This is a genomic window from Tabrizicola sp., from assembly GCF_051645465.1.
Classification (GTDB): domain Bacteria; phylum Pseudomonadota; class Alphaproteobacteria; order Rhodobacterales; family Rhodobacteraceae; genus Tabrizicola.
Map to the genome: position 1 here is coordinate 1 of NZ_JBOFBI010000392.1, position 17558 is coordinate 17558.

Below are 17558 nucleotides of genomic sequence, written 5' to 3' on the forward strand. Positions count from 1 at the left end.
CTGGGCGAGATCGAGACCGCGACCGCCCAGGGTCAGTCGCGGCAAAGGCTGAAGACCATTGTCACCTCGGCGCGCGATCTGGCGGTGATGCTGGACGATGCGCTGGACTACTCGGCCCTGACCGAAGGCCGGGTGTCGATCTCGCCGCGCCCCGCTTCGGTGCGGGCCGAATTGTCGGCCCTGATCTTCATGTTCGAGACACAGGCCCGCTCGCAAGGCCGCGATCTGCGGCTGACGGTTATGCGGAATGTTCCCGATGTCCTGATGGTGGACAGCCAGCGCCTGCGGCAGTGCCTGGCGAACCTGATCGGAAACGCGCTGAAACATGTCCATACCGGGCCGGTGACGACCTTGGTCGGGTATTCCGAACCGAACCTGGTGGTCGACATCATCGACGAGGGGCCGGGCATTCCCGAGCCGCTGCGCGAGCGGATGTTCGAGCCATTCTTCCGCGGTTCGGTTGATACACCCGGCGTCGGGCTTGGCCTTGCGATCAGCCGGGCACTGGCGCAGCAGATGTCGGGTGATCTGGTGCTGGAGCCCATGGCCCAGGGTACGACGTTCCGGCTTACGGTTCCCGCGCCGGAGACCAAAGAAACCGTGCCGAAGCGGGAAGCCTCGGACATCGCGGGTCGGACCGTCCTGGTCGTCGATGATATCGCGACCAACCGGCTGGTGGCGACCCAGCTTCTGCTGGCAAACGGCGTGCAGGTTGTTGAAGCGGCAAGCGGTGCCGAGGCGCTGGAACGGCTGGCGCGGGACGACATCGACCTTGTCCTTCTGGACATGATGATGCCCGGCATGGACGGCCACGAAACACTGCGCCGCATCCGGACGCTGCCGGGAGATCGGGTTCCCGTCGTTGCGATGACTGCAGACGTCCTGACCGCCCGCCGCGAACCGCGCGAGGTCGATCCCTTCGACGGCTTCCTGCCGAAACCGATCCTGCCCGAGACCCTGCGGGAGGTGCTGTCTTCGGTCCTGGCACGGCGCTGACCGATAGCGGCAGGGCATGTCGGTGGCGGACATGACGCCATAGGGGCAAGTTATCAGGCTTGAGGGAAATCATCTGGGGAGCCACATGATCGGAGATCTTGGTGCAGCCGACGCAACCGAACTTGCGGCGATGGTGGCGCGCGGCGACGTGACGGCCGATGAGCTTCTGGATGCCGCGCTCGCAGCCGTCGAGGCGCGCAATCCGGCGCTGAACGCCGTGGTGCTGGTGCAAGAGGGCGTGGCGCGCCAGTCGATCCGGGAGGGCCTGCCGCGTGGGCCGTTCCGGGGGGTGCCGTTTTTGATCAAGGACCTTGGGATCGAGGCGAAGGATTTCCCGTCGCACAACGGCTCGCGGCTGCTGGCGAATACGGTTTATTCCGGCGATTCCAGTATCTTTGCGCGGATCAGGGCGACGGGGGTGGTGACTTTTGGGCGGACGACCAGCCCCGAAGGCGGGATCGGGGCGGCGACGGAAGCGGCGGTTTACGGCGGGCCGACACGGAACCCGTGGAACCTTGATCACACGTCCGGGGGTTCGTCTGGTGGCGCGGGGGCGGCGGTGGCGGCGGGGATCGTGGCCTTTGCGCATGGCTCGGACGGCGGGGGGTCGGTGAGGATACCGGCCTCGTCCTGCGGGCTTTTCGGGTTCAAGCCCACGCGGGCGCGGCTGCCGGACGGGCCTTACGTCGGCGAAGGCTGGGCGGGGATGGCGATCGACGGGTTCCTCACCCGGTCGGTGCGGGATACGGCGGTGATGCTTGACGCCTGCGAAGGCGCGGACCTTGGGGCGCCCTACTGGGCTCCACCTTTGGGCGAGGGCCATTCGGCGGCAATCTCGCGCCCGCCCCGGCGGCTGCGGATCGGGATTTGCGAGACGACGCTGACGGGGGAGCCGATCCACCCGGAGGTGGCCGAGGCAGTGCGGGCGGCGGGGCGGGTTCTGGAAAGCCTGGGACATCACGTCGAACCCGCGCGGCCCAAGGCCGATGTGCCGATGATGATGCGGGCCTGGACGGATATCGTGGGCGTGGGGACGGCGCTGTCTATCCGCGCCAAGATCGGCGACCGCCCGCCGCGCGAGGATGAGGTGGAGGGCGTAGGTCGCGGGGCTTGGGCCTATGCGCAGACGCTCCATCCCACGCGCTATCTGGAGGCGGTGGGCGAGATCCATGCCTTCGGCCGCCAGATGGCGCGGTTCTTCGATGCGGGGCCGGATGTGTTGTTGACGGGAACGCTCGCCGAACCCCCGGCCAGGGTCGGCAGGTTCAGTCATGCGACCGAGGACTATCTGGCTTATCGCACTGGCCCGGAAGGGATTTTCGCCTATTCCCCCTTCTGCGCGATCTTCAACGCAAGCGGCCAGCCTGCGGCCTCGGTGCCGCTTGGCTGGTCGACGGGCGGGCTGCCGATCGGGGTGCATCTGGCGGCGGCGTTCGGGGAAGATGAGCTTCTGATCAGCTTGTGCGCAGAGATTGAGCGTGCCGCACCCTGGGCGGGCAAAAGGGCCGGGCTGGCCGGTTAAGGCGAAAGGAATCGCTTGTCGGGAAAATATTTTTCCGAACAGTATGATCAAAAGACCGGGGGACAGGGGGTGTGTCCGTGGCCGATGATGTAACGATCTCTGCCCGGAACGTGGTGAAGGCTTTCGGGCAAGGCTCGGCTTCGGTCAGGGCGCTGGACGACGTATCGGTCGACATCCGGCGGGGAGAGTTCTTCACGCTGCTTGGCCCCTCGGGCTGCGGCAAGACCACGCTTCTGCGGCTGATCGCCGGGTTCGAGATGCCATCCGGTGGCACGATCCTTCTGGACGGGAAGGACATCACCACCCTGCCGCCGAACAGGCGACCGGTGAACACGGTGTTCCAAAGCTACGCGCTTTTCCCGCATCTGACGGTCGCGCAGAACGTGTCTTTCGGGTTGGAGATGCTGGGGAAACCGGCTGCGGAAGTGAAGGCACGGACGGCGAAGATGCTGGCCTTGGTGAAGCTTGAGGCGATGGCGGGCCGGAAGACTAGCCAGCTTTCGGGCGGGCAGCAGCAGCGGGTTGCCCTGGCCCGCGCGCTGGCCCCGCAGCCGAAGGTGCTGCTCTTGGACGAGCCGCTGTCGGCGCTGGACCTGAAGCTGCGGAAGGAAATGCAGATCGAGCTGAAACGGTTGCAGCTGGAAACCGGGATCACCTTTGTCTTCGTGACCCATGATCAGGAGGAAGCCCTGACCATGTCCGACCGCATCGCTGTGATGAGCGCGGGCAAGATCCAGCAGGTGGGCAGCGCCAAGGAAATCTACATCCACCCGAAGAACCGCTTTGTCGCGAGCTTCATCGGCGAGACGAATTTCCTGACCGGCGTTGCCGAGGACAGCACCCTGCGGCTAGCAACCGGCGAGCGGATCGACGTGCCGGGCCTTAGGGCAGGTGGCACGGCAACGGTCAGCGTGCGGCTTGAGCAGCTGCGGCTGGGCGCACCGAAAGACGGCGGGCTGCAGGCGAAGGTGAAGACGCTGATCTACTTCGGCACCGATACGCATTGCCATCTGGCGCTGGCGGACGGGACCGAAATCGTCGCCCGACTGCAAAGCCCGGCCTCCGGCGAGGCGGGGTTGACTGAGGACCAGACGGTTGGCGTGCGCTTTGCCGAAGGCGCGGTGCAGATGGTGGAGGACTGATGATGAGCCCCGCCGAGGAAAGGGCAGTCAGGACCTCGGCCCGGAGCGGCTGGCTGCTGTCGCTGCCGGCCCTGGCGATCCTGGCCTTTGCGGCGGTCGGGCCCCTTTTCATCATGCTGGTCTATTCGTTCCTGAAGTCGGGCGAATACGGCAACGTGGAATGGGAGTTCTCGACCGACGGCTGGGTCGGCACCGTCTTCACCCGCGATGTGTTTGACGAGACGCTGAAGCTTGCCGATGCGCATGTGACGATCTTCTGGCGGTCGGTGAAGCTGTCGCTGCTGACCACGGTCCTGACGCTTGCCGTGGGCTTCCCGACCGCCTGGTTCATCGCTACACGGCAGCCGAAGGCGAGGGCGCTGTGGCTGTTCCTGATCACGATCCCGTTCTGGACCAACCTTCTGATCCGCACCTTCGCGATTGCCGAAATCATCCGGAACGAAGGGGTTCTGAACACAGCCCTGATCGGCCTTGGCCTCATCGAGACGCCCATCCAGATCTTCTACACCGATACGGCCGTGCTGATCGGCATGACCTATGTCTATCTGCCGCTTATGGTCCTGCCGCTTTTCGCCGCCATCGACCGGTTCGACATGCGGCTTCTGGAGGCGGCCTATGACCTTTACGCCAGCCGCTGGCGGGCGCTGACCCGGATCATCGTGCCGGTGGTGAAACCCGGCATCGTCGCGGGGTCGATCCTGGTCTTCATCCCCTCGCTTGGCGCCTATGTGACGCCGAGGGTCCTGGGGGGCGGCAAGAACATGATGATCGGCAATTTCATCGAGCTGCAGTTCGGCCAGGGCAGGAACTGGCCCCTGGGTGCGGCGCTATCCGTCATCCTGCTGGTCATCGTGGCAACCGCGCTTCTGTTCTATGTCCGGGCAGTAAACCGCGAGGTGCGCCATGACTAAGCGCAGCTTCGCCGTCGACCGCCTGCCCGGTTTCACCGCAACCGCCATCGGCGTCTTCCTGGCGCTCTACCTGCCGCTGATCGTTCTGGTCATCTATTCCTTCAACAAGGGCGCCTCGGTCGCCGTCTGGCAGGGCTTCTCGCTCGACTGGTATGCCAAAGCCTGGGCCAACGAGGCGGTGAAGGAGGCAACGTTCCGCTCGCTCGTCATCGCGACCTCGGCCGCACTGATCGCAACCGTTGCGGCCACGGCGGCGGCGCTTGGGACCACGCGAAGGAAGGCGTTCAAGGGCCAGACCTTCATTTACGTGATGATCAACCAGCCGCTGATGGTGCCCGAGATCGTGACCGCGGTGGCGCTTTTGATCTTCTTCGCCTGGATCAAGGTCACCACCGGCATTCAAGGCCTTGGCTACCTTATCATTGCCCACTCGGCCTTCTGCATTCCCTTCGCGTACCTCCCGATCCGGGCGCGGCTGGAGGGGATGGACCTGACGCTGGAGACCGCCGCGGCCGACCTGTACGCCACTCCATGGAGAACCTTCCGGCGGGTCACCCTGCCCCTGATGGCCCCCGGCATCGTCGCGGGTGCGATGCTCGCCTTCGTCATCAGCCTGGACGATGTGGTCATCACCGAGTTCGTCAAATCCGGTGGACAGGATACCCTGCCCACTTACATGCTGGGACAGCTCCGCCGCCAGCTGACGCCCGAAATCAACGCGATCTCGAGCGGGCTTCTGCTGCTGACGGTCCTGCTTCTGACCGCATTCTTCTTGCTCACCAGAAAAAAAGACCAATGACACCAACCGGGAGACTGAACATGAGACAACCAATCGCCGCCTTGGCAATGCTTCTCGCCACCACCTCGCTTGCGATGGCCGAAGGGGAGCTGCAGCTTTTCAACTGGGGGAACTACACCAGCCCCGAACTGCTTGCGAAGTTCGAAGCCGAGACCGGCATCAAGGTCACGGTGACCGACTACGATTCAAACGACACCGCGCTCGCCAAGATCGAGGCGGGTGGGCATGGGTTCGACCTCGTCGTGCCATCGGCCAACTATGTGCCGATCTGGGTGGAGAAGGGGCTGGTCACCGAGCTGGACCTGTCGAAGATCCCGAACCACAAGAACATCGCGGCGGAATGGATGAACGTGGATTACGATCCGGGCCGGAAGTACTCGATCCCGTGGCAGTGGGGGACGACCGGCATGGCGGTGAACCAGTCCGTCTATTCCGGTGACATCAACACCTCGGCGATCTTCCTCGACCCACCGCCGGAGCTCGTCGGCAAGGTCAACGTGACGCCCGAGATGAACGACGTACTGGCGCTGGCGACCATGTACATGGGCGGTCAGCCCTGTTCGGAAGATGCCGAACTGATGAAGAAGGTCCGCGACAAGCTTCTGGAAGCCAAGCCCAAGTGGCAGTCGATGGACTATGGCATGACCGAGAAGATGGCGGCGAACGACGTCATGGCCTCGCTTTACTGGAACGGGGCGATCTTCCGGGCGCGGCTGGAGAACCCGGATGTGAAGTACGGCTATCCGAAGGAGGGCTTCATCCTGTGGATGGATCAGGTGATGCTTCTGAAGGACGCGCAGAACGTCGAGGAGGCGTACAAGTTCCTCGACTTCATCGCCGTGCCGGAGAATGCCGCGATGATCTCGGCCTTTGCGCGCTATGCGAACGGGATTGCGGGGTCGGACGCCTTCATGCCGGCAGACATGAAGGATGCCCCGGAAATCGTGATCCCGGCGGAATTGAAGGACAAGGGCGTGTTCATGTCGACCTGCACCGGCAAGGCACAGGAATACATCACCGCGATCTGGACCGAGTTGCAGAAGTAAGCGGTGGTGCCTGACCCGACCTCCGGGGGTTTCGCACCCCCGGACCCCCGTGGGATACTTGCGCAAAGATGAAAGCCATACTTGAGTGGTCGGCCTCCGAGCTGTCGCGCGCGATCCATGCGCGGAAGGTCGCACCGTCGGAGGTGATGGCGGGCTGGTTGGCGCAGGTCGCTGCGGTGAACGGTTCCGTGAACGCGATCATTTCGCTGCGCGATCCGGATGCGTTGATGGCTGAGGCACGAGCGCTGGATGATGCGGAGCCCAAAGGCTGGCTGCATGGAATTCCCTTTGCGGTCAAGGATCTGGTGGCGACGAAGGGGCTTCGGACGACCTGGGGCTCTCCGATCTGGAAGGATTATGTGCCGGTGGCCGACGACATCCTCGCTGCCCGGATGCGGGCGGCGGGGGCGATCATCACGGGCAAGACCAACGTGCCGGAATGGGGCCAGGGGTCGCACAGCTTCAACCCGATTTTCGGAGTGACGCGGAACCCTTATGATCTTGGGCGCTCGGCCGGGGGTTCTTCGGGCGGGGCGGCGGCCGGGCTGGCGGCGCGGATGCTTTGGGTGGCGGACGGGTCGGACATGATGGGCTCGCTCCGCAATCCGGCGGGGTTCTGCAATGTTTATGGCTTCCGGCCTTCGTGGGGTCTAGTGCCGCAGGATGCCGAGGGAGACACTTACTTTTCGACGCTCTCGACGGAGGGGCCGATGGGCCGAACGGTCGAGGACGTCGCGCGGCTTTTGCTTGTGCAGGCGGGCGAGAACCCCGAAGTGCCGTTTCCCCGCGCAGTGCCGGATGTGCTGTCGGGCCTCGACCGCGGGTTGAAAGGCCTCAAGATCGGCTGGCTGGCGGACTGGGGCGGGGCCTATCCGATGGAGCCGGGGATACTGGAGGCCTGCGAGGCGGGCCTCAGGGTGCTGGAGGAGCTTGGTGCAATCGTCGAACCCCTGCCCCCGCCCTTTCCGGCGGAACAGCTTTGGCGGGCATGGGTCACGCTGCGCGCCATGCTGAACGCCGGTGGCAAGCGAGCGCTGGTCGAGGACCCCGCAAAACGCGCGCTGACCAAGCCCGAGACAATCTGGGAGATCGAGCAGGGTCTGGGGCTTTCGGCTGAGGAGGTCTACGAGGCAAGCGTCATCCGCAGCCGCTGGCACGCCCATGCGGCGCGGCTCTTCCAGCGCTTTGACGCGGTGGTGCTGCCCTCGGCCCAGGTCTGGCCCTTCCCGGCCGACTGGCGCTGGCCGGAGGAGATCGCGGGCCGCAAGATGGACACCTACCACCGCTGGATGGATGTCGTGGTGCCCGCAAGCCTGATCGGCCTGCCTGCGCTGTCGGTCCCCGTGGGGTTTTCGCCCGAGGGCCTACCGTCGGGCATGCAGATCATCGGCAGGTCGGGGGACGACGCCGGGGTGCTGGCGACTGGACAGGCCTATCACCGCGCGACCGAATGGCCGCAGCGCCGCCCGCCCAAACCCGCTGCGCACCATGTGCAAAGCCCCTCCGTCTCTTAGGCTGCTACAGACACGCCTTCGCATGACTATGTGGCGGTGCAGACGAAGATGACATCCGCGTCCAGCGTAGGAATGACCAGGGTGTCCAACTCGAAGGTTGCCGTGGCCTCATCCAGCCCGCCACCCGTAAAGGTGATGGAGCCGTCTGGGCCGACCGCCCAAATGCCTTCACTGCTTCCACTTGGTTCTGTGAGTTTATAGACGGTCCCGGCATCAAATTCGATCAAGTAGGAATACCCCGGATTGCCAGGTTCTTCGCAGTGATAGGTTTTCAAGGCCGGGCTTACCTGCGCGAAAGCGGGCCCAGCGGCAAGAATTGCAAGCAGAGCAAGGCGGATCGTCATATCATGTCTCCCTGGCCAGACCGGCGCGTTGGTGTCGCCCAACGCCCGCCGCGACAGGCCGAAACGTGCCCTTGGCCGAACCAACAGGAAACCGCTGCCTCAGCTGTCTCCAAAGCAGCGTAACCTTAACATGCCAGGCACACAGAGAAAGTGGGGATACCTCTGCGCCCTCGCCCCACTGGCATTCTCGGCATATCCGCGCTAACGGTCGCAAGAATACGGGGGCGGAATGGCGGAAAGTCGGCATGTTCTGGTGGTGGGTGCGGGCTCGATCGGGCGACGCCACCACGCTAACCTGACCGAGCTTGGCGCGAGGGCCGAGCTGATCGGCTGGCGCGAATACTCGGTTGATCTTTTGGCTGCGCGGCTGAAGGCAGGTGTCGATGCGGTTGTCATCGCCACGGCGACCGACATCCGCCTGCCCTTGATCGCGGTCTGCGGGGCGGCGGGCGTACCGGTCTATGTGGAAAAGCCGCTGGCCTTCCGTCCAGCCGAACTTGCGGCAGTCACTGAGGTGGCAAAGCCAATCGCCGATCGCTCGATGCTGGGCTACATGATGCGTTATCATCCGGCAGTGCAGGTCTTGGCGACTGCGGACTTGTCGGATGTCTTCCAGTTTGCCCTGACCATCGGGCATGACGTGACGCAGTGGCGCGCGAACTGGCGGTTTTCGGAAAGCTATGCGGCGAAGGCGGAAGGTGGAGGGGTGCTGCTGGACCTTTGCCATGAGTTGGACCTTGCGGCCTGCCTCTTCCCGGGGCTTGAGGTGACACGGGTCGAAAGCCTGGGTCACCCGGCCTTCCCCGGCGTGGATTTCGCCAGCCGCGTCTCGCTTCGGTGGGGGGGCGTCGTGGGCGATGTGTCGATGGACTACCTCACGCCGCAGCTGCACCGCCGGTCCGTCCTGCGCGGGCACGAACGGATGCACGACTTCGACTTCGCATCTCAGGTCTACCAGGTGACCGAGCCGTCCGGGGTTCGGACGCTTGACCTGCCGCTGGAACGCAACGCCATGTTCCTCGACGCGATGCGGGACTTTCTGGCTCTGGTCTCGGGCCAGTCGACATCCGGGAACCCGCTGATGCCGCGTCTGGACCTCTGCCTTCCCTCGGCCCGCCTTGCGGCCGAAGCTTGGGCTGCGCGGACATTTGTTGGCGAAATTGTGAAGGAGATCCCATGATCCTGGGTCATATCGGGGCCCGGAAGGGCTCGAAAGGTGTTGTGGGCAAGAACTTCCGGATGATCCAGGGCAAGCCGCTGATCGACTGGTCGCTGGATCAGCTGCTGGGGCATCCGATGGTTGATGCGGTGGTGGTCTCGACGGATGACGAGGAAATCTACGATCATGCGGTCGCGAAGGGTGCGCTGAAGATCGGCCTCCGCCCGGCGCATCTGGCGACCGATACGGCGGGGAAGTGGGGGGTCTGGCAGCATGCGCTGGAGGCGTCCGAAGCACTGGTCGGCCCGGTCGATGCCTTCCTTGATCTCGACTGCACCTCTCCGTTGCGGCTGCCGGAGGATATCACTGCAGCGCTGAAACTGTTTGCGGCGGAACGGCCCGATATGGTGATGAGCTGCTGCGAGGCGCGGAAGAACCCGTACTTCAACCTGGTGGAACCTGATGCGACTGGGGCGCTCCATGTCTCGAAGCCGCTGCCCGGCGGCGTGGTGGCGCGGCAGCAGGCGCCGGTGGTTTATGAGCATGCGGCCTCGACCTATGTTGTTGATCCCGCCTATCTGAAACGATCGAAGGGGCTGTGGGAGGGGCGCGTGATCCCCTACCTCATGCCGCCCGAGCGGTGCGTGGATATCGACACACCCTTTGACTTCCGCCTTGTCGAATTTCTTATGGAGGAGGCCCGGAATGGCTGACCAACTCAAAGGCCGCACGGTGTTCATCACCGGGTCGGGGGGCGTTCTGGGCTCCACCTACGTCCGCAGGATGCTGGCCGAGGGCGCGCGGGTGATTGCCTCGGACCTGCCGGGGAGCCGTGCCGACGCGCTGGTCGAGGCGCATGGGGGGAACCCGGAGTTTCGGTTCTATCCGTTGGATGTGGCCCAGGAGGATGAGGTCACCGAGATATTCCAGCGCATCCTGAAGGATGGGTGGGAGCCTAATGTGGTGCTGAACAACGCGGCCATCACGGGGGAGCTTTTGATGGGGGCGGGGCAGCCGTTTCCGGACTTTGCGGACCTCAAGGTCAGCGATTGGGAAAAGACGATGCGGACGAACCTGACGGGGCCGTTCATGGTGGCGCGGCAGATGGATCGGGATATCGTCGGGAAATGGCCTTGCACGTTGATCAACGTCGCTTCGATGTATGCGCTCAACGGGGCGCATCATCGGATTTATGAGGGGATGCCGTTCAAGAACTTCTCGGCCTATGGGGTGACGAAGGCGGGGATCCATGGGCTGACGGTGTGGCTGGCCGGCTACTGGGCGCCGCGGGGGGCGACGGTGAATACGATCGCGCCGGGGGCGGTGTTCAATGGGCACTCTGAGGAGTTTCAGCGGCGGGTGGGGGAGCTGATCATGCTGGACCGGATGGCGAAGCCGGACGAGATTGCGGATGCGATGCTGTTTCTGGCCTCGACTCAGGCCGGGTACATGACCGGGCAGATGGTCAATGTGGATGGGGGTTTCAGCGGGTGGTGAGGGAGTGTTGGGCACAGTGCCCAAATTCTTCTGACCAATGAAATCAAAAGCTTGCTGGCACCCATTTACGCGCCCTTTACTTTTGTCGCAACGCGGCGTCCAGGGCGGCAAGGGTCTTCTGCGTGGCACCTGAGTGGGCGGCGAAGAAGGCTTCGATCATCTCCGGTCCCGGTCCCTGCCAGTCGGTCAGCGCCTTGGTCAGCGCCTCGGGCGTTTCGACACGGAGGCAGACGCCAGCCGCAATGGCCTCGGTCGCGGGGTATTCGATGGTGTGGATTTCGGGGCCGACGATGACCGGGCGCTTGAGGGCCAGGGGTTCGATGATGTTGTGGGCGCCGTGCGGGGTGAAACCGCCACCGGTGACCACGCGGTCGGATAGGGCGATGTAGAAGTACATCTCGCCCAAGGAGTCGCCGAGGAGGATGTCGGGGGTCGGTGCCTGTTGCTGCCCCCCTCCCCCGGCCCCTCCCCCCCGGTGGGGAGAGGGGAGGGTCTTGGCACCGAAGGTTGCGTCAAGCGCCTGGCTGCGGCGCAGGGCATTGAGGCCGCGATTTGCAAGCATGGCGGCGACTTCGTCGAACCGTTCGGGTTTGCGCGGGACGTAGACCATGAAGGGGCGTGAGGGGTGGCGAAGGGCGGAGGCGATGGCATCGAGGTACAGGTCGTCCTCGCCTTCCACGGTGGACGCGAAGGTGATGACCGGGCGGTCGCCTGCGAGCGTGGAGCGGAGGGCTTCGGCGGCGGCCACGAGGTGCGGCGGGATCGGCTGGTCGAAGCGCAGCTCTCCGGTCACGGTGATGTTCTTAACACCGACCGAAGCGAAGCGCTGCGCCTGCAGGTCGGACTTCACGAAAGCCCCGGCATAGCCCTGCATCAAGTTATGACGGAGCCTGAGCTTCGCGTCTCTTTCCATTGATTTTGTTGGATATTGAGCATTGCACATGAAGAGCGAGATGCCCGCTTTCTTTGCGGCAAAGATCATCCGGGGCCAGATCTCGATTTCCATCACGAGGCCCGCCTTGGGCCGGAAAGCGCGGAAGAAACCGCGGTAAGCCCACGACGTCTCGAAAGGAACCCAGACGTCGGCCATCCGCCCAGCGGCGATGTCTGATGCAAAAACCCGTACCGCCTCGCGCCGACCGGCGGGGGTGAAATGGGTGGTGACGACCGTCTCACCCCGGTCGAGAAGCGCGCGGATCAGGGGCACGGCCGAGCGCAACTCACCAAGGCTGACGGCATGGACCCAGATCGAACCCGACATGCTCTGGCGGTACCGCCCGAAGCGTTCGCCGAGAAAGCGGGGGTAAACCACATCCTTCCGGCCGCGCCCCCAGAGGTAGATCAGGACCACGGGCAGGCCCAGGTGCCAGAGGAGCGACCAGAGGCGGAGGAAGAGCCAGAGCCTCATGCAAGGCCCCCAAGGGCGAGAAGCTCGGCGGCCAGCGGCGCAAGCGAGCCTTGGGCGGCGTCAGACAGTACCTTGGCACGTGCCGCCATGGCGGTGTGGTCGGCGGTGAGGGCGGCAGACAGCGCTTCGGGGGTGACGGGCAGCGCGGCCCCTGCCCCATGCAGTGCGGCAAAGTCGGCGGCAAAGTTTGCGGTGCGGGGACCGTGGAGGATTGCGGAGCCGAGGGCGGCGGGCTCCCACGGGTTGTGGCCTTCGGTCGGGCCGAACGTGCCACCGATCAGCGTCGTGGGGCAGAGGCGATACCAGACGCCCATTTCGCCGAACGTGTCGACGATCCAGATGTCGGCTGTCGGCCCCTGCCCGGCACTGCGCAGGGTTGTCGTCAGGCCATGCTCGGCGGCGCGGGTGGCGATTTCGGGGCCCCGGTGGGGGTCGCGGGGGGCGATGAGGACGAGCGGTCTGGGATGGGTGGTGCGCAGAGCAGTGAGAGTGACGGCTTCGTCTTCGGCGTGGGACGAGGCGAGGAGGACGGGCTGGCGGCCGACCAGCGCCTCGCGCGCGGCGGCGAGCGCTTTGGGATCGGCAGAGAGGGGCGGAGCGGCGGCTTTGAGCGAGCCGGTTGTCCGGACGCTATTGGCGCCAAGGGCTTGCAGGTGATGGGTGCTTGCGGGGTCTTGTGCGGTGATCAGAGCGAAGCGGGCGAAAAGGTCGGCGTAAAGGCCTTTCCAGCGGCTGCGGCGGGCGTGGGCGTCGGCGTTCATCCTGGCGTTGACGAGGGCAAGGGGGATGCCGCGGGCGGCGGTTTCGACCACGGCGCGGGGCCAGAGGTCCTGCTCGGCCCAGACCGAGAGGGCTGGCCGCCAGTGGTCAAGGAAGCGCCGAAGGTAGCCGGGCGCGTCGAGAGGGAGGAACTGGTGGCGGGTTCTGGGCGGCAGGTTCGCCGTGAAGACCTCGGCGGATCCTCGGGTAGTTGAGGTGACGAGGAACTCGGCCTTCGGCGACTGGGCGGCCATGGCGGCGATGAGGCCTCGGAGTGCCAGGACTTCGCCCAAGCCGACGGCGTGAAGCCAGATCAGGGGGCCTTGCGGGCGGGGTTCGGTGGCCTGCCCCAGCTTTTCGCGCCAGCGGTCGGGGAGTTCTTTCCCTTTCGCTAGGCGGCGTTTCAGGAGCGACGGCGCGATCAGCGGGATCGCCTGCGTCGCCGCGAGGTAGGCGCTGAGCTGGAGGCCCCTAGGCGATGTCACGGAAGGCCTTCTGCAGGCTGAGGGTCCAGAAATCCGGGCGGGCGAGGACCTCGACGAAGCGTTCGGCAGCGGTGCCCTGGCCGAAGCCTTCATGCGAGAGCGCCTGGCGGCCCCAGTGCGTGGCGAGGAAGTCGAGGATCGTGTGGCGTTCGTTGGCCTCACACGCCGTGACGGAGGGGGCGTCGGAGCGGTTCGATTGCCTTGTGCCGATGTCGAGGGACGGCAGGCCGAGGAACGGGGCTTCGCGGACGCCGGCGGAGGAGTTGCCGACCATGCAGGCGGCGTTCTTCATCAGCTCGGAGAAATGGGCGAAGCGCATCGAGGGGAGCAGGCGGAAGCGGTCCTTGGGCAGCTTTTCAAGGGTTTCGAAGATGGCCTGAGAGCCGGGGTCGTTGTTCGGGGCGATGGTCACGAAGTTGCGGCCACTGGCGGCAAGGGCACCGAAGAGGTCGGCGGCCTGCTGGCCGATGGTGTCCTGCTCGGAGGTCACGGGGTGGAAGGTGACGATGCCGTAGTCGGCGAAGGGGATGGCGTATCTTGTGCGGACCTCGTCGAGGGTCACGCCGGACGGTCGGGCGTGGAAATCAAGTTCGGGCGAGCCGATGGTGTGGATCGTCCCGGGCGGTTCACCCAGCGCGCGGACCCGCTGGGCGGCGGCGTCGGAGGAGACGAAGTGATGGGTGCAGAGCTTGGTGTTGCAGTGGCGGAAGACCTCATCGATCGTGCCCGAGACCTCGCCGCCCTCGACATGGGCCGAGCGGATGTAGTTCGTGGCGGCGACGAGGGCACCGGCCAGGGCCTCGATCCGGTCGCCGTGGAGGAGGATGAGGTCGGGCTTTTGCGCGGTGGCGAAAGCGGAGAAGCCGGTGACGGTGCGGGCGAGGATCAGGTCCTGCGGGTCGCCCTCGTGCTGGTTTTCGTATTCGTGGACCGTGATGCCGGGCATGCGGCGGACCTCGTTCCGGGTGAGGCCGTAGCGGTCCATCATGTGCATGCCGGTGACGAAGAAGGTCACGGTGTGGCCCGCGTCACGGGCGGCGGCGGCAAGGGGTTCGAGCTTGCCGAAATCGGCGCGGGTGCCGGTGAGGAAGAGGAGGTGGCGGGTCACGAGGGCGGCAGCCGTGAATAGAGGACGACCGTTCCACCAAGCGGTGTCGGGTCGAGATGCAGGCCGTGGCGGGCCATTGCGGCATGAATGGCAGCGATCTCATCGCCGGACAAACGGTCGGGGTGCAGCTCGACCACGGCCGCCCGAAGACCCTGGGCATCAAGCGCGGGCAGGAGTTCGGCCTCGGCGCCCTCGATATCGCAGATGAGGACATCGGGGCGGAAGTCGGCCACGACGTCGTTGAGCGGCTCTGCCGGGACCGAAACCACCCCGCGCGCTGTGTGATCTGGGGCTCCCAGGAGCGAACTCGAGTTGAAAGAACCGCCTAGAAACAAGTCGCGCGTTTCTCCGGGCTTTGCCTGTGGTACCAGAACCGCGTGGCGCAATTCGACATTCGTGACCTGGTGGTCCGCGAGGAATTCGCGGGTTGCTGGTATCATTTCGGGATTGGCCTCGAAGGACAAGACGCGTCCGTTGGGGGCAGCTGCCCGGGCCGCAAGCGCGGTGACGATGCCAAGCCCTGAGCCCAGTTCCAGTACGCGGTCTCCGGGGCGGACGGCGTGGCGCAGCGCGTCGATTTCCGGCTGCTCATAGCCATTGCGCGCGATCGACATGAGCACTTCGTCGTTCATGCCCGTACGCTGAAGCGGCACGTCAAGGCCCCGGTATCTTATCGTGGTCTGCGTTCCACGCCAGCGCATCAGCGCCACCCGAATCCGTCCGCGAACCCGCCACAGCTCGCGCCGGATTTTCGACATTGGGGGTAGAGCCATTACTTCACGTCCCTCTTTGCCTCGCGCGGCGCCGCAAGCTTTTCCACATGCGGAATACCGACTGAGCGGGTCTGAGGCAAACGGTCATCGCTACGTGCCGAACGAGCAGTCCTCAGCGTGCGGCCTGGCTGTTGCTCGTCCGCCCGTAGACGACCGTCCTTGATCAGCACACCACTGCGCTTTGAAATACCGGTCGGCGCCATGCCAAAGGCTCATGGATCGCGGGAAGCCACTGCCCCGACGTCGCGTGGCGATTGCTGCTGCCTTTGGAGGTCCGCAGGTTGACGATTGAGAAAAGGAGGCGGCTCGGAGACCCGAGTTGCCAAACAGCATCTGGGCCGGGCGTTGCGTCTACCGGGCTGCCGCGGCGGCGGTTTCCTTGCGAGCCGGGGCCTGCTGGCGCACCTGTTCGGGGGGAGAGGTGCTCCAAGGGGCCTTGGGGGGTACCCAGCGCTCGACCGAGCGTGCGATCTCGGCCCGCACGACGTGGTCGATCGGGGGGATCTTGCCGCTTGCTTCAAGCTCAAGAAGCTTCATCCGGGCGAGGTGAAAGCGGATGTCCGTCGCCTTCTTGGCAAAACCCATGCCGCCATAGACCAGCGCTGGCATGACGAACGTCGCCGAGATCATGAAGGTCCGCGAGTTTGACAGCGCCCCGTCGATCCACGCCAGATAATCATCGCGCCAGGGGGCATTCTTCCTGGCGGAGCTTCTGATCGCCGAGGCATCCTTTTGCCGGCCGGGGAAGCCGTCAATCGTGTGGTTCAGAACTTCGCGAAGCTTCGGTTCGTCCATGCCGCGCAGCGTGTCGAGGAACCAGTCGCGGTCCATGAGCGTGGCGACGGTGCGACCACAGCGGATCGCCATCTGCGACAGGCCCTTCTCGCCGACCTCGATTGTCGTGGTGCGGTAATCGGACATCCGGTAGTCCGACCAGAACCGCTTGAATTCGGGCGAATTCAGAAACTCAGGCGAGAACATCAGCAGATGGGATTCGACGTGATCCTGATTTCGGGCGTTCTCATCCTCGATCTTGTAGATGTGGCCCGCGACATCGGCGCCAAGTTGCTCCATCCGCGCCAGGCTGTCATCGTCGCGCCGAAGCGGAAACCAACTGCTGTCGTTCAGAAGAACCAGCCGCGACATGTCCTGATTGCGGCTCCAGAGATGCCGGATGCCGTCGCGATAACCGCCGAAATCATAGCCGACATTCGGCCGCTCAAGCACCACGGCCGCGTTCCGGGCCAGGGCCGCGCGATCCTTGGATGACAGCGTGCCGTTGGACACAACCAGAACCGAAAATCCGTTCTCTTTCAGGTGGTCCAGCGTCAGAAATATCGAAGCGGCCACGCCTTTGGGCTGGAAGACCACGAATACGGCGACGCGGTCCGTCAACGGCAGCGCGCCGTCCGTGACCTGCTGCTGGCCGCTTGCCGTGAGATCATAGACGACCTTGCGGTAGGGCTCATAAGTGACACGCGCGACGCTTGGCAGCACCTTGTGCTTGATGCGCAACAGCTCACGCTGAACTTTCCAGGCTGGGGGTAACGGCATTTCTACGCCCCTTTCACTTGAGAACTGACGATTCTCTTGACGGTCAGGGGCTTTGCAGAGCGCGAGGACGCCAACACGGGACCGCATCGAAAATGGCTATCTGTTACGCAAATGCTGCGCATCACCCACCTCTGACCGTTTGGACCTGTAATTTCGAGTTAGCACCACAGGCCGTAAGCGCAAGCTTAAGTGGCAGACGAAAGCGCGACTTTGCCGTCTTGGTTGAAGAGTCGCGCAAAAAATCGCCTATCTGAGCAAACCTTGCTCAGCATTTGCAACAACGGTGTGTCAAACGCCCCGAAGAAGCAGCTTCTTAAGGCCCCGAAGCCGCCCGCGCGACCCAATGTGGAGTGTGCTTCACGCCCTGACCCTGGCGTTCTGACATCTCTTCGATGACTGCAGGATCAGGGGCGGCAATTGCGGCATCGCTGACCGCGCGGAGAATCTGGTCGCGCCAGTCGGAATGGATGGGCTCCAGGCTTTTCTTGACGAACGGAAACCCCCTGAGCCGCAGGCCCGCGATCGGGAACTGGGAGTTCCA

The 17558-nt window shown here is 64.6% G+C and carries 17 protein-coding genes; 10 read left to right on the top strand and 7 right to left on the bottom strand.

Going from position 1 to position 17558, the window contains the following annotated elements; genetic code table 11:
* From ACRCSW_RS23850 to ACRCSW_RS23880, 7 genes are all read left to right on the top strand, one after another.
* Positions 1-996 (top strand): ATP-binding protein (locus ACRCSW_RS23850; protein WP_438708144.1); only part of this gene is annotated, 996 nt, incomplete at its 5' end.
* Positions 997-1081: 85 nt separating this feature from the next.
* Entirely contained in the window at positions 1082-2518 is a 1437-nt protein-coding gene (locus ACRCSW_RS23855; RefSeq protein WP_438708145.1) for an amidase, read from the top strand.
* Between the two features lie 77 nt (positions 2519-2595).
* The gene (locus tag ACRCSW_RS23860) at positions 2596-3660 is read left to right on the top strand and encodes an ABC transporter ATP-binding protein (protein WP_438708146.1); all 1065 of its coding nucleotides are present in this window, start codon (positions 2596-2598) and stop codon (positions 3658-3660) included.
* A 2-nt stretch (positions 3661-3662) separates the two neighbouring features.
* Complete coding sequence (locus ACRCSW_RS23865) at positions 3663-4571, top strand: ABC transporter permease (RefSeq protein ID WP_438708160.1); 909 nt, start codon at positions 3663-3665, stop codon at positions 4569-4571.
* Positions 4564-5370 carry an ABC transporter permease gene (locus tag ACRCSW_RS23870; RefSeq protein ID WP_438708147.1) on the top strand — a complete coding sequence of 269 codons (807 nt, stop codon included), beginning with the start codon at positions 4564-4566 and terminating at the stop codon, positions 5368-5370. Before ACRCSW_RS23865 ends, ACRCSW_RS23870 begins: the two co-directional genes overlap by 8 nt.
* Positions 5371-5390: 20 nt before the next feature.
* Positions 5391-6416 carry an extracellular solute-binding protein gene (locus tag ACRCSW_RS23875; protein ID WP_438708148.1) on the top strand — a complete coding sequence of 342 codons (1026 nt, stop codon included), beginning with the start codon at positions 5391-5393 and terminating at the stop codon, positions 6414-6416.
* 68 nt (positions 6417-6484) lie between these two features.
* Positions 6485-7930, top strand: coding sequence for an amidase (locus ACRCSW_RS23880; RefSeq protein ID WP_438708149.1), 1446 nt, complete (start codon positions 6485-6487; stop codon positions 7928-7930).
* Positions 7931-7956: 26 nt separating this feature from the next.
* Here the strand turns inward: ACRCSW_RS23880 and ACRCSW_RS23885 are convergent, their stop codons facing one another.
* Positions 7957-8274, bottom strand: a complete 318-nt coding sequence (locus tag ACRCSW_RS23885) for a hypothetical protein (RefSeq protein WP_438708150.1) — start codon at positions 8272-8274, stop codon at positions 7957-7959.
* Between the two features lie 229 nt (positions 8275-8503).
* Here ACRCSW_RS23885 and ACRCSW_RS23890 point away from each other — a divergent pair, with 229 nt between their 5' ends.
* The 3 genes from ACRCSW_RS23890 to ACRCSW_RS23900 are packed head-to-tail and all read left to right on the top strand — an operon-like array spanning position 8504 to position 10930.
* Positions 8504-9454, top strand: coding sequence for a Gfo/Idh/MocA family protein (locus tag ACRCSW_RS23890; RefSeq protein ID WP_438708151.1), 951 nt, complete (start codon positions 8504-8506; stop codon positions 9452-9454).
* Positions 9451-10146 carry an acylneuraminate cytidylyltransferase family protein gene (locus ACRCSW_RS23895; RefSeq protein WP_438708152.1) on the top strand — a complete coding sequence of 232 codons (696 nt, stop codon included), beginning with the start codon at positions 9451-9453 and terminating at the stop codon, positions 10144-10146. Before ACRCSW_RS23890 ends, ACRCSW_RS23895 begins: the two co-directional genes overlap by 4 nt.
* Positions 10139-10930 carry an SDR family NAD(P)-dependent oxidoreductase gene (locus ACRCSW_RS23900; protein WP_438708153.1) on the top strand — a complete coding sequence of 264 codons (792 nt, stop codon included), beginning with the start codon at positions 10139-10141 and terminating at the stop codon, positions 10928-10930. The genes ACRCSW_RS23895 and ACRCSW_RS23900 overlap by 8 nt, the downstream gene beginning before the upstream one ends.
* Before the next feature lie 76 nt (positions 10931-11006).
* Here the strand turns inward: ACRCSW_RS23900 and ACRCSW_RS23905 are convergent, their stop codons facing one another.
* The 6 genes from ACRCSW_RS23905 to ACRCSW_RS23930 all read right to left on the bottom strand — a co-directional run.
* Complete coding sequence (locus ACRCSW_RS23905) at positions 11007-12338, bottom strand: 3-deoxy-D-manno-octulosonic acid transferase (RefSeq protein ID WP_438708154.1); 1332 nt, start codon at positions 12336-12338, stop codon at positions 11007-11009.
* Positions 12335-13582 (bottom strand): 3-deoxy-D-manno-octulosonic acid transferase, encoded by a 1248-nt coding sequence (locus tag ACRCSW_RS23910; RefSeq protein ID WP_438708156.1) that lies wholly within the window; start codon positions 13580-13582, stop codon positions 12335-12337. Before ACRCSW_RS23910 ends, ACRCSW_RS23905 begins: the two co-directional genes overlap by 4 nt.
* Positions 13569-14690, bottom strand: a complete 1122-nt coding sequence (neuC, locus tag ACRCSW_RS23915) for a UDP-N-acetylglucosamine 2-epimerase (RefSeq protein ID WP_438708157.1) — start codon at positions 14688-14690, stop codon at positions 13569-13571. The genes ACRCSW_RS23910 and neuC overlap by 14 nt, the downstream gene beginning before the upstream one ends.
* Positions 14687-15391 carry an FkbM family methyltransferase gene (locus ACRCSW_RS23920; protein WP_438708161.1) on the bottom strand — a complete coding sequence of 235 codons (705 nt, stop codon included), beginning with the start codon at positions 15389-15391 and terminating at the stop codon, positions 14687-14689. Before ACRCSW_RS23920 ends, neuC begins: the two co-directional genes overlap by 4 nt.
* Before the next feature lie 423 nt (positions 15392-15814).
* Positions 15815-17017 (bottom strand): rhamnan synthesis F family protein, encoded by a 1203-nt coding sequence (locus tag ACRCSW_RS23925; protein WP_438708158.1) that lies wholly within the window; start codon positions 17015-17017, stop codon positions 15815-15817.
* Positions 17018-17330: 313 nt separating this feature from the next.
* A partial coding sequence (locus tag ACRCSW_RS23930) for a hypothetical protein (RefSeq protein WP_438708159.1) occupies positions 17331-17558 on the bottom strand: 228 nt, incomplete at its 5' end.